Here is a 12,444-nt window from a genome sequence, read left to right as displayed (position 1 = left end):
ATAAAACATTGAAAGGAAGAAGTAGATGATTGATTATACCGAAGGCGCAGGCGTTCAATATCATATTGGCGTAGGCAAGGGTGATGTGGGAAAGTATGTAATACTTCCGGGAGATCCGAAAAGATGTGAAAAGATTGCAGCATATTTTGATGATGCAAAACTTGTGGCGGACAGCAGAGAGTATGTGACATATACAGGTTATTTGGACGGTGTAAAGGTTTCCGTAACTTCAACAGGTATCGGAGGACCTTCATCGGCCATAGCACTTGAAGAGCTTGTAAGATGCGGTGCCGATACTTTTATAAGAGTAGGAACCTGTGGCGGAATGAAACTTGATGTATGCGGTGGTGATTTGGTAATAGCTAACGGAGCTATAAGAATGGAAGGTACAAGTAAAGAGTATGCTCCTATAGAATTTCCGGCAGTGGCTGATTTTGATATAATTACCGCATTAAAGGAAGCTTCAGACAAATTGAATTATAAATCACATATCGGAGTTGTTCAGTGTAAGGATGCATTCTACGGTCAGCATGAACCTGAAAATAAGCCTGTAAGCTATGAACTTGTAAATAAATGGGAGGCTTGGCTAAGGCTTGGTACACTGGCTTCAGAGATGGAGTCTGCGGCATTGTTTACAGTGGCATCATATCTTGGTGTAAAGGTCGGATCGATATTTTTGGCAATTGCAAATCAGGAGAGAGCAAAGGCAGGTCTTAGCAATGAGCAGGTACATGATACAAGTAAAGCTATTGAGACGGCTGTCGAAGCTATCAGAATACTTATAAAAAAAGAGCAGTTAAAATAAACAGATTCAAAGATTAAATCTATTTAATATTACATTTAAATATAACAACTTGATTACAAATAATTTATGATATATACCTAAAATGTTATTCAAATATAATATTTATATTCGTTTTTAAGGAGGAAAAAATGAAAAAAAGATTATTGGCTATCGGTATGGCGGCACTTATGGGACTTTCACTTGTAGCTTGTTCTTCAGGTTCAACTGAAAGCACAAAGGCTGAGAGCACTGAGAAGGCGCAGGAGAGCAAGGACGGTGGTGAAAGTACTTCAGCCGAAGAGAAGAAGGCATCTACAGATTTAAAAATCGGTATGGTAACGGACGTCGGCGGTGTAAATGACGGATCATTTAACCAGTCTGCATGGGAAGGCCTTCAGAGAGCACAAAAGGAGCTTGGAATTCAGGCAAAGTATCTTGAGTCAAAGACAGATGCCGATTATATTCCAAATATCGAAACATTGGTTGATGATGACTATGATCTTATCATTTGTATCGGATACCAGTTGGCAGATGCTCTCAGAACAGAGGCTGAAGCAAATCCTGACAAGAAATTTGCAATTGTAGACGACGCTTCAATCGAGCTTGACAATGTTGCATGCCTTATGTTTGAGCAGGCTCAGGCATCATATCTTGTAGGATATATTGCAGGTAAGACAACAAAGACAAATACTACAGGTATCGTTATCGGTATGGCAACAGATGTTATGAACGAGTTCGGATACGGATATCTTGCAGGTGTTAAGGATGCAAATCCTGATGCAAATATTTTACAGAACAATGTAAACAGCTTTGCAGATACAGGTGCAGGTAAGACAGCTGCAAACAACATGGTTGCAAATAATGCGGATGTTATTTTCCATGCGGCAGGCGGTACAGGACTCGGTGTTATAGATGCGGCTAAGGAAGCAGGTATCTGGGCTATCGGTGTTGACTCCGACCAGTCAAAGGTTGCTCCTAAGACAATCCTTACATCAGCTATGAAGAGAGTTGATAATGCCGTATATGATGAGGCAAAGGCTGTACTTGACGGTGAATACAAGGCCGGAGTTAAGACTTATACATTAAAGGACGGCGGTGTAGATATAGCGCCTACAACAGACAATCTTCCTGATGAGCTTCTTAAGGAAGTTGAAGATGTTAAGGCAAAGATTGTAGCAGGAGAAATAAAGGTTCCTAACAACAAGGCTGATTTTGAAGCTAAGTATGGTGATATCTACGAATTGGATTAATTAATCTGTTTATATTTAAAGGGCAGCAGTATGCTGCCCCCTTAAACATATCTACGAATTTCGCAGGTATATATAAGGGGATACCCTTATAGAATGGAGAAATATGAGAGATATCAGTTTAGATAAGGTAAACGAAATAAGAGAGAGAATGCTTGAGACTGTAAAGACTGCAAGCCTCACACATGAGCAGAAAGTGGCTACTATGGCAAACCATGCGGATTCATTACTTGAAGTTTTGGATAAGCCTGAGGGACTTGACGAGTTACTTGATGCGGATATAGAAAGTCAATGTATTTGTGATCTGTTTGAAGGACATGCTCCTATGAGACCGAGATACATAATACCTGATTATGCAAAGTTTATGAAGGAAGGAAGTAAGTTCCTTCAGCTTGATCCACCTAAGGATTTGTATGAAGCTTTGAATTCACTTCTTATTTTCTATCGTCATGTACCGAGTGTAACAAATTTCCCGGTATATGTGGGACAACTTGATGAATTGCTGGAGCCTTTTGTACATGATGTGGACAGAGATTTGGCAAAAAAGATGATAAAGCTTTTCTTTATCAATATGGACAGAACTATTTTGGATTCATTTTCACATGCCAATATAGGTCCAAAGGATACTTTGGCAGGTAGATTGATACTTGAGGTTGAGGCCGAGCTTGAGCAGGCGGTTCCAAATATCACACTTAAGTATGATCCTGAAGTTACAAGTGATGAGTTTGCCCTTATGGGAATAAATACAGCACTTCACAGTGCAAAGCCTTCATTTGCAAACCATAAAATGTTTACAAGTGAGTTTGGTGAAAGATATGTTATTGCAAGTTGCTATAACGGCCTGCCTCTTGGCGGAGGTGCATATACTCTTTCAAGATTGATTATAAAGAATATTGCAAAAAGAGCCAAGAATATAGAGGATTTCAAGACAAATACCTTGCCTTATGTAATGGATATTATGGCAAGATATATGGATGCAAGAATCAAGTTTGAAGTTGAAGAGAGCGGATTCTTTGAAAACAATTTCCTTGCGAAAGAAGGCTTTATAAAAAGAGAGAGATTCTCGGCAATGTTCGGTATGGTAGGTCTTGCAGAGGCTGTAAATATTCTTCTTGAGAAAGAAGGAATTGAAGGCAGATACGGACACAGTGAAGTTGCAGATAAGCTTGCTGTGGAAATAATGGATATTATAGATGATTTTAACAAGAATCATTTCAATAAATATTGTGAAGTATCAGATTGTCATTTCCTCTTACATGCACAGGTAGGAATTGCCACAGATGTCAATGTATCACCGGGAACAAGAATTCCGATAGGTGAGGAGCCTGAAGATCTTATAGAGCATTTGAAGCATTGTAAGAAATTCCACAAGTACTTCCCTTCAGGTACAGGAGATATTTTCCCTATAGACCTTACAGTACATAAAAATCACGAATATGTACTTGATATTATAAAGGGTGCGATGAAAGAAGATATTAGATATCTTTCATTCTATTCATCAGATTCGGATGTAATAAGAATTACAGGATATCTTGTAAAAAAATCGGAAATAAATAAGCTTGAAAAGGGACAGAGTGTACTTCAGGATACTACGGCTCTAGGAATGGGAGCAAAACACAATTGTAAGATATTGGAGAGGAAAGTACGTTAGTGTACAGTGCCGATATCAATAAGATAATACCGTTTAGCAGCGTGGACGGACCGGGAAACAGGACTGCGATATTTTTGCAAGGTTGTAATTTCAATTGCAAATACTGTCACAATCCGGAAACCAGAAACCATTGCATTAATTGCATGGACTGTGTGGCTCCCTGCCCAAGCGCTGCTTTAAAAAATGAAAACGGTAAGGTTGTATTTTATCCTGAAAAATGTATAGGTTGTGATACCTGTATAAATATTTGTAAACATGGTGCTACACCGAGAATTGTAAGACTTACTTCAGAGCAGACATTTGAAAAGATATGTGAGAATGTTCCTTTTATAAGAGGAATAACATTTTCAGGCGGTGAATGTATGTTGTATCCTGACTTTATGAGAGAAGTTTTTATGCTGTGTAAAGAAAAGAACCTGGGTACACTGATAGACAGCAACGGAAGTGTGGATTTTGAAAACCATATCAATCTTTTAGAGTATACAGACGGAGTAATGCTTGATATAAAGGCGTATGACAGACAGGAACATATAAATGTAACCGATGTGAAAAATGATATTGTATTAAAGAATGCTTTGTTTTTGGCATCGGTAGGTAAACTCTTTGAAGTAAGAACAGTAATAGTACCTGAATTATTTGACTTTAGAAAGACTGTATTTGATACATCTGCGGCTTTGGCTCCTTTCCTTGTAAAGTCAAATATAAGATATAAGCTTATTTCATATAGAGAAAACGGTGTAAGAAAAGAATACAGAAATTATAGAATGCCGACTGAAAAAGAGATGAATGAAGCCAAAGAAATAGCTCAAAAAAACGGATTTAGGGATATTGTACTTATTTAACATAGATGTTTTCTTAGGCTTTTATAGGATAAGGAGGGAAAATGGACGTAGCTGTCAAGATGCAGGACATAGTCAAGAAATTTGGTGACTTTGTTGCAAATGACGGTATCAATCTCACTGTAAAAAAAGGGGAAGTTCACGCGATTTTGGGTGAGAACGGTGCCGGAAAATCTACACTTATGAATATTTTATACGGTTTATACCATCCTACATCAGGAAAAATATTCATTGACGGAAAAGAAACCGCTATAGGTACTCCGCAAAGGGCAATTGATTTGGGAATAGGTATGGTGCATCAGCATTTCATGCTGATACCTCCGTTTACAGTTACCGAAAATATTGCACTGGGAATGGAAGATACCAAGGGCGTTGTTTTGGATTTAAAAAAGTCCAGAGAAAAGATTGTAGAACTGTCAAAGAAATACGGATTATCGGTAGATCCCGATGCAAAGATAGAGGACATTTCCGTAGGTATGCAGCAAAGAGTGGAGATAATAAAGGTTTTGTACAGAGGTGCAAATACTTTGATACTTGACGAGCCTACAGCTTCGCTTACTCCGCAGGAGATAGTTGAGCTTATGGATATCATAAAGAGTCTGACAAAAGACGGCAAATCTGTAATTCTTATCACACATAAGTTAAAAGAGATAAAGGCATGTGCGGATTCCTGTACTATTATCAGACATGGAAAATATATTGACACTGTGGATGTAAAAGTCACAAGTGAAAGTGAACTTGCAGCCATGATGGTAGGAAGAGATGTTTCATTTACAGTTGAAAAAGAAAAGAGAGAGCCGGGAGAAGTGGTTCTTGAAGTTAAAGATCTTTGTGCCAAGGACTACAGAAAGGTTGATATACTTAAGTCTTTAAGCCTTAATGTAAGAAGAGGCGAGATAGTAGGTATTGCAGGTGTTGACGGAAACGGACAGTCCGAACTTGTAGAGATACTTACAGGGCTTAAAAAAGCCGAGTCGGGAAGCGTAACCATACTTGGGAAAAACGCTTTTAATGTTACACCGAGACAGAGCTTTGATATGGGTATTACAAGTATACCTGAAGACAGACAAAAACATGGTCTTGTATTGGATTTCACAGTTGCTGAAAACCTTATTTTGCAAAACTTTGAAAAAGAGCCTTTTTCAAAGAGCGGAATATTAAATGATAAAAATATAGAAGCTCATGCAAAAAAGCTTATAGAAAAGTTTGATATCAGACCGAATGACAGCGCGAAAAAAGCCGCAAAAACATTATCAGGTGGTAATCAGCAAAAGGTTATAATCGCGAGAGAGGTGACAAACGACTCCGATCTTTTGATTGCGGTAAACCCTACAAGAGGTCTGGATGTAGGCGCTATAGAGTTCGTTCACAAATATCTGGTTGAACAAAGAAATAAAGATAAGGCCGTATTGCTCGTATCTTTTGAGCTTGATGAGATTATGAATCTTTCAGACAGAATAGAGGTAATTTTTGACGGACAGATAACAGGTGAGGTTCTTGGGGAAGATGCCGATGAGAAGGAGCTTGGACTTTTGATGGCAGGAGGAAAAAAGGATGAGTAAGAAAAACAGTATACTTTCAAGCAATGCTTTTTACACTCTTATATCAATAGTCATAGGCTTTGTTGTAGGTGCTATACTTTTAAGCATTGCAAAAATCAATCCTTTGGATGCGTATAAGCAGCTCTTTAATGGTATTTTCGGTAAGCCTAAATTTATGGTCTGGTGTTTGATTTATGCGGCGCCGATTATATTTACAGGACTCAGTGTTGCATTTTCATTTAAAACAGGTGTTTTTAATATAGGTGCGGAGGGCCAGTTTGTAGTAGGCTCACTCACAGCCTGTGTTTTAGGTATACTCATAAAGGCTCCGGCAATTATTCATGTTCCACTTTGCTTTTTGGGAGCGGCACTTGCAGGAGGTATCTGGGGTGCAATAGTTGGAGTTTTGAAGATCAAAAAAGGTGTAAATGAAGTTTTGTCCTATATCATGTTTAACTGGATAGCTTTCTATTTATCAAACTTTGTTGTAAATCTAAGTATTATCCATAAAGACGGTGGCGGTGAGGCAACAAAGGATATTGCGGCTACAGCAAGAATTTTGGCTCCTAAATCAATTATAGCCGCTACAGGTGCATCAGCTGCAAACTACGGCTTTATACTGGCAATAATATTTGCTGTAATTGTATGGTTTATTATAAACAGAACAACTCTCGGATTTAAACTCAGAGCTGTAGGTTTCAGTAATACGGCCGCACAGTATGCGGGTATTGATACAGGAAAATCATTCCTTACGGCAATGGCATTTTCAGGTGCATTGGCAGGTATCGGAGGTGCCGTACAGCTTATGGGTATGAGCGGAAGAATTTCACAGTTCTCAGGTCAGGAAGGATACGGATTCCAAGGTATTACAGTAGCGCTTATCGCTTCATCAAATCCTATTGCATGTATTTTTGCCGGAATATTCTACGGTGCAATGAAATACGGCGGCGGAAAGCTGTCTTTGGTAAATGCTCCTGCAGAGGTTGTAGATATTATAATGGGTATTATTATCCTGTTTATAGCAATATCAAGCCTGTTTAAAAATATATTCTTAAATCATGGAAAGAAGGGAGCGGTATAATGGACGTTTTAATAAGGAATTTAGGTCTTCTTATAAATGCAATATTGATAGCAACACCACCTCTTCTTTTGGCGGCGCTCGGATCATGCTTTTCTGAGAGAAGCGGTGTGGTAAACATCGGTATAGAAGGGATGATGACAATCGGTGCCTTCATTGGTGCATGTGTGGCATATTTTAGCGGCAACGGATGGTTGGGATTTTTTGTAGGCGGACTTAGCGGTGCACTTCTGGGAGTTATACATGCAATTGCGTGTATACAGTTTGGAGCGGATCAGACTATATCAGGTACTGCGATAAACTTTATAGGGCCGGGACTTGCAGTGTTTTTATGTAAGGCTATATTCGACAATTCATCAGATTCACCTGCACTTGACACGGCTGCAAAGCTCCCGAAGATGTTTGAAGGTGTGTTTAAGTCGGGTTCATTCGGCTATAATGTTTTTTCCACTTATTCAGTGGCGTATTTAAGTTTTCTTTTAGTTTTGGTAGTGTGGTTTGTATTCTATAAAACAAAGTTCGGAATGCATCTTAGAGCTGTAGGTGAGCATCCACAGGCTTGTGCGACTCTTGGAGTTAATGTATATCTGACAAGATATATCTGTGTTATACTTTCAGGATTTCTTGCAGGACTTGGAGGAGCATTCGTTACACTTGCAACTGTAAGTCAGTTCAGACCTGCAGTAATAGTTGGACAGGGATTTATTGCGATTGCGGCTGTAATCTTCGGTAAGTTTAAACCGCAGGGAGCATTTAAGGCATGTTTACTTTTCGGACTTTGTAACGGTATAAAGGCACTGCTTGGAGCAGGTAATGCTGTTTCACCGAATTTAGTTTCAATGATTCCATATGTAGTAACAATTCTTGCACTTGTGTTTGTAGTAGGAAGTACAAGAGTACCGGCTGCAAATGGTAAGCCTTTCTTAAAGGCCAGATAGGGGGATTATGTTAGCAACAAAATTATTCGATCACACAATTTTAAAGGCAGATGCAACAAAGGAAGATGTAAAAAAGGTATGTGAAGAGGCAATGGCTTACAGCTTTTGCTCCGTATGTGTAAATTCATACTATGTTCCTTATGTTGCCGAACTTCTTCACGGAAGCGACGTTAAAATATGTACCGTTGTAGGCTTTCCTTTAGGAGCTATGTCTACAAGAGCCAAGGCACTTGAAGCAAAGATTGCGGTAATGGATGGTGCCGATGAGGTAGATATGGTTATAAATATCGGTGCATTAAAAGATAAAGATTATGATGTTGTTTTGGAAGATATAAAGGCTGTAAAAGAAGCTTGTGGAAACGCTCTTTTAAAAGTAATTATCGAGGCCTGCCTTTTGACGGATGAAGAAAAGGTTAAAGCATGTGAGCTTTCAAAAGAGGCAAATGCCGACTTTGTAAAGACCTCTACAGGATTTTCAACCGCCGGTGCAAAAGTGGAAGATGTTAAACTTATGAGAGAAACTGTCGGCAAGGACATGGGAGTAAAGGCAAGCGGCGGAATACATGATAAAGAGTTTGCAAATGCATTGGTTGAAGCGGGTGCAAGCAGACTTGGAACAAGCGCTACTATTAAGATAGTGGAATCAGCCTTTTATGATGTATAACGGTTAAGATATGAACAAAGAAGATATTATAAAATTACCTAAACTTGATTTGCATTGTCATTTGGACGGTTCATTATCAAAGACATTTTTAGAGAATGCTTTGGGAAGAACTTTTACCATGGAAGAGCTTTCAGTCAGTATGGATTGTAACAGTCTGGTGGAATATCTTGAAAAATTTGATATTCCGCTAAAGGCCATGAACACAGCATCAAATATCAAGGCTGCTACTGTTGATGTAATGAAGTCGGCATCAAAAGAGAGTGTGAGATATATTGAAATAAGATTTGCCCCTCTTTTGTCGGTTTCAGACAGTATGAAGACAGGGGATGTGATAGAAGCTGTAATAGCAGGAATTAATGAAGGAAGCAAGCTTTTTAATATTCATGGCAATGCCATATGCTGTGCAATGACACATCATGATATTGAAGAGAGCAAGGCAATGTTTAAAGTTGCAAGAGAATATTACGGTTTTGGTGTGGCAGGACTTGATTTGGCAGGAGATGAAGCAAATCATCCTATAGGAGAGTTTAAAGATCTGTTTAAATATGCAACAGATTTGGGTATGAACTTTACTATTCATGCAGGTGAGGCAGGACCTAAGTACAATATAGAAGGCGCTATAGAATACGGTGCAAAGAGAATCGGACACGGTATTGCTATGAGAAACGATGAAAGGCTTTTGAAACTTGCTAAAGACAGACGCATAGGTATAGAAATGTGTCCTATAAGCAATTATCAGACAAAGGCGGTAGGAAAAAATGAAACTCATCCATATGCCGATTATATAAAGAGGGGCATACTTGCTACTGTCAATACGGATAACAGATTGGTCAGCAACACAAGTATAACAAATGAGATATTATTCTTACAGGAAAGAGATATGATATCAGATTGTGATATTATTCAGGGAATAAAAAATGCAATAGAAGTATCATTTGCAAGTGATAATATTAAAGATGCATTGCTTAGAGAACTGAATTAAGCATATATTTACTTTGTAACATATAGGCTGATCGGAAGGTTTTATTTATGAGAAAATATAAAAGAGTTTTTGTTGTTGTACTGGATTCTTTGGGAATCGGTGCGATGCCTGATGCCGAAAGATTCGGTGATACAAATACAGATACTTTCGGGCATATAGTAAAAAGCTATGGAAAGCTTGATATTCCAAATTTGAAAAAATTGGGAATGTACAATCTTCATCCTGTAGAGGGAGAGCCGGGAGTGGAAAAACCTTTTGGAAGATTTTGCAGAATGGAAGAGATGAGTAACGGCAAAGATACAATGACAGGCCATTGGGAAATGATGGGACTTAGAATTGAAAAGCCTTTCCAAACATTTACTGATACAGGTTTTCCTAAGGAGCTTATAGAAGAGCTTGAAAAAAGATGCGGTAAGAGAGTAATAGGTAACAAGTCCGCTTCAGGTACGGAGATACTTGAAGAACTTGCGGAAGAAGAGATAAATACCGGAGCAATGATTGTATATACATCTGCCGATTCGGTACTTCAAATCTGTGGAAATGAAGAGACATTCGACCTTCAAAACTTATACAGATGCTGTGAGATCGCAAGAGAGCTTACAATGAAGGATGAATGGAAGGTCGGAAGAGTTATTGCAAGACCTTATGTAGGTAAGAAAAAAGGTGAGTTTAAGAGAACTTCAAACAGACATGACTATGCCTTAAAGCCTTTCGGACAAACCGCACTTAATGTATTAAAGGATGCCGGACTTGATGTTATTTCCATCGGAAAGATAAATGATATATTTGTCGGAGAAGGAATTACAAAGGCATATCACTCGGATTCAAGTGTGCATGGTATGGAACAGACAATTGATATGTTGTCGGAAGATTTTACAGGGCTTTGCTTTACAAATCTTGTTGACTTTGACGCTCTTTGGGGACATAGAAGAGACCCTATAGGATATGCCAAAGAGATTGAAAAGTTTGATATTAAGCTTGGTGAGTTTATAGAGAAGATGAATGACGACGATCTTTTAATACTCACTGCAGATCATGGAAACGATCCTACACATATGGGAACAGATCATACAAGAGAAGCTGTATTCTTTATGTCATATTCAAAGAAATTTGACGGCGGAAAATTACTTGATACAACCGATACATTTGCGGTAATCGGTGCAAGTATAGTGGACAATTTCGGACTGAAGATGCCTGAAAACACGATTGGCTACAGTATTTTAGATAAGCTATAATGGAGGTTATATGAATCCGGTTTTTGAAAAAGTAAAAAAGAGCTATGATTATATCAGAACTGTTACAGATTTTACACCTGAAGTTGCTTTAGTACTGGGATCAGGACTTGGTGAGTTTGCAAAGCATATGGAAGTTGAATGTGAGATTCCATATTCAAGTATTGAGGGATTCCCTGTATCAACCGTAGCAGGCCATGACGGAAGATTCCTTTTCGGTACGGTTGAGGGTGTAAAGACGGTTATTATGAAGGGAAGAGTTCACTACTATGAGGGCTATCCTGTAACAGATGTTGTACTTCCTACAAGACTTATGATTATGCTCGGAGCAAAGAAGTTAATTCTTACAAACGCTGCAGGCGCTGTAAATACTTCATATAAGCCGGGTGATTTGATGATGATTACAGATCATATATCAACTATAGTACCTTCACCGCTTATTGGAGAAAACATAGGTGAATTCGGCACAAGATTTCCCGATATGAGTAATGTTTATTCAAAGAGACTTCAGGATGTGGTGAGAAAGTCGGCAAAGGAAGTGGGAGTTACATTAAGAGAAGGCGTATATATGCAATTTAGCGGTCCTGCTTATGAGACACCTGCCGAGGTAAAACTCGCCAGATTACTTGGCGCCGATGCCGTAGGTATGTCCACTGCGATAGAGGCTGTCGCTGCAAATCATATGGGCATAGAAATCTGCGGTATTTCATGCTTTACAAATATGGCGGCAGGTATCTTGGATCAACCTCTCAGCCATGAAGAGGTTTCAGAAGCTGCAAATAAAGTATCTCATATTTTTGAGGGACTGGTAAAAAGTATAATAAAGAATATGTAAAAAAGGAGGCTACGAGCCTCCCTTTTTTAGTGGGAGTGTATTAAATAAAATGATAGATTATGCATAAATATAAAATCTATATAATGTATTTATACATAAAATAATAGTATTTTATTATTGTTAATACTTTTATTAAGTTTATTGTCAATACTTTTATTAAGTTTATTTGATTAGTTTTAAGTTTTGTGATATTATTAGATTGTATGAAAATTTAGAGGAATGACACTAAAAAAGGCTTAGGTGTTGAAATAGGATTCTCATAAAAGAGTGATGCTGTTCGTATTGCTCAATATGAGAGCTGCAAAGTATCACAAAAAAGAACGCCGTAGTATTAATGTTAAAAGATTTAAGTTGTAATTATATAAATATATACAGTTATGAACATTTGAGAAAGGTCAAACGCTTTATGTTCAATTTATTTTGGATGGAAGAATCCACAGGTGACTCTCTATATGTTTAAATTATATAAATGCTTTGACAGTAATGATAATCGCAATATCTATGGTATGTATAATGACAATAACTATGGTGGTATATTTCCTCCTGTTGCTTTAGTATTTAACTATAGTCCTATCAATGGTTTCATGTGTAAATATGCATATCATTTTAACGAGTGGCAAAAGGAAGAAAAAATATTTTGAGTGAAAATTGAA

At 38.1% G+C, this 12,444-nt stretch carries 11 protein-coding genes; all 11 read left to right on the top strand.

What is annotated here, in order from left to right; all coding sequences use genetic code 11:
• Window positions 1-25: 25 nt before the first annotated feature.
• Window positions 26-805, top strand: a complete 780-nt coding sequence (udp, locus tag HMPREF1135_RS04855; RefSeq protein WP_007592619.1) for a uridine phosphorylase — start codon at window positions 26-28, stop codon at window positions 803-805.
• A 128-nt stretch (window positions 806-933) separates the two neighbouring features.
• The gene (locus HMPREF1135_RS04850; RefSeq protein WP_007592617.1) at window positions 934-2,034 is read left to right on the top strand and encodes a BMP family lipoprotein; all 1,101 of its coding nucleotides are present in this window, start codon (window positions 934-936) and stop codon (window positions 2,032-2,034) included.
• Window positions 2,035-2,137: 103 nt separating this feature from the next.
• Window positions 2,138-3,682: a YjjI family glycine radical enzyme gene (locus HMPREF1135_RS04845; RefSeq protein WP_007592615.1), complete on the top strand. Its 1,545-nt coding sequence runs from the start codon at window positions 2,138-2,140 to the stop codon at window positions 3,680-3,682.
• Entirely contained in the window at window positions 3,682-4,524 is an 843-nt protein-coding gene (locus tag HMPREF1135_RS04840; protein WP_007592613.1) for a YjjW family glycine radical enzyme activase, read from the top strand. The genes HMPREF1135_RS04845 and HMPREF1135_RS04840 overlap by 1 nt, the downstream gene beginning before the upstream one ends.
• A 41-nt stretch (window positions 4,525-4,565) precedes the next feature.
• Window positions 4,566-6,083 (top strand): ABC transporter ATP-binding protein, encoded by a 1,518-nt coding sequence (locus HMPREF1135_RS04835; RefSeq protein WP_007592610.1) that lies wholly within the window; start codon window positions 4,566-4,568, stop codon window positions 6,081-6,083.
• The gene (locus HMPREF1135_RS04830; RefSeq protein ID WP_007592609.1) at window positions 6,076-7,143 is read left to right on the top strand and encodes an ABC transporter permease; all 1,068 of its coding nucleotides are present in this window, start codon (window positions 6,076-6,078) and stop codon (window positions 7,141-7,143) included. The genes HMPREF1135_RS04835 and HMPREF1135_RS04830 overlap by 8 nt, the downstream gene beginning before the upstream one ends.
• A complete protein-coding gene (locus HMPREF1135_RS04825) occupies window positions 7,143-8,078 on the top strand; it encodes an ABC transporter permease (protein ID WP_007592607.1) in 936 nt (311 codons plus the stop codon). The genes HMPREF1135_RS04830 and HMPREF1135_RS04825 overlap by 1 nt, the downstream gene beginning before the upstream one ends.
• Before the next feature lie 7 nt (window positions 8,079-8,085).
• A complete protein-coding gene (gene deoC / locus HMPREF1135_RS04820; protein ID WP_007592604.1) occupies window positions 8,086-8,742 on the top strand; it encodes a deoxyribose-phosphate aldolase in 657 nt (218 codons plus the stop codon).
• Window positions 8,743-8,752: 10 nt separating this feature from the next.
• Entirely contained in the window at window positions 8,753-9,724 is a 972-nt protein-coding gene (gene add / locus HMPREF1135_RS04815) for an adenosine deaminase (protein ID WP_007592602.1), read from the top strand.
• Between the two features lie 47 nt (window positions 9,725-9,771).
• Complete coding sequence (locus HMPREF1135_RS04810) at window positions 9,772-10,959, top strand: phosphopentomutase (RefSeq protein ID WP_007592599.1); 1,188 nt, start codon at window positions 9,772-9,774, stop codon at window positions 10,957-10,959.
• Window positions 10,960-10,969: 10 nt separating this feature from the next.
• On the top strand, window positions 10,970-11,791 hold the full coding sequence (locus HMPREF1135_RS04805) for a purine-nucleoside phosphorylase (protein WP_007592596.1): 822 nt from the start codon (window positions 10,970-10,972) through the stop codon (window positions 11,789-11,791).
• The last annotated feature ends 653 nt before the right edge of the window (window positions 11,792-12,444 follow it).

It is taken from the genome of Lachnoanaerobaculum sp. OBRC5-5, assembly GCF_000296385.1.
Classification (GTDB): domain Bacteria; phylum Bacillota; class Clostridia; order Lachnospirales; family Lachnospiraceae; genus Lachnoanaerobaculum.
This window is presented reverse-complemented; position numbering and strand designations above follow the sequence as displayed.

Bases quoted from the DNA above. Each gene is read 5' to 3' on its own strand.
- udp (WP_007592619.1), top strand. From the start codon at position 26: ATGATTGATTATACCGAAGGCGCAGGCGTTCAATATCATATTGGCGTA.
- HMPREF1135_RS04850 (WP_007592617.1), top strand. From the start codon at position 934: ATGAAAAAAAGATTATTGGCTATCGGTATGGCGGCACTTATGGGACTT.
- HMPREF1135_RS04845 (WP_007592615.1), top strand. From the start codon at position 2,138: ATGAGAGATATCAGTTTAGATAAGGTAAACGAAATAAGAGAGAGAATG.
- HMPREF1135_RS04835 (WP_007592610.1), top strand. From the start codon at position 4,566: ATGGACGTAGCTGTCAAGATGCAGGACATAGTCAAGAAATTTGGTGAC.
- HMPREF1135_RS04830 (WP_007592609.1), top strand. From the start codon at position 6,076: ATGAGTAAGAAAAACAGTATACTTTCAAGCAATGCTTTTTACACTCTT.
- HMPREF1135_RS04825 (WP_007592607.1), top strand. From the start codon at position 7,143: ATGGACGTTTTAATAAGGAATTTAGGTCTTCTTATAAATGCAATATTG.
- deoC (WP_007592604.1), top strand. From the start codon at position 8,086: ATGTTAGCAACAAAATTATTCGATCACACAATTTTAAAGGCAGATGCA.
- add (WP_007592602.1), top strand. From the start codon at position 8,753: ATGAACAAAGAAGATATTATAAAATTACCTAAACTTGATTTGCATTGT.
- HMPREF1135_RS04810 (WP_007592599.1), top strand. From the start codon at position 9,772: ATGAGAAAATATAAAAGAGTTTTTGTTGTTGTACTGGATTCTTTGGGA.
- HMPREF1135_RS04805 (WP_007592596.1), top strand. From the start codon at position 10,970: ATGAATCCGGTTTTTGAAAAAGTAAAAAAGAGCTATGATTATATCAGA.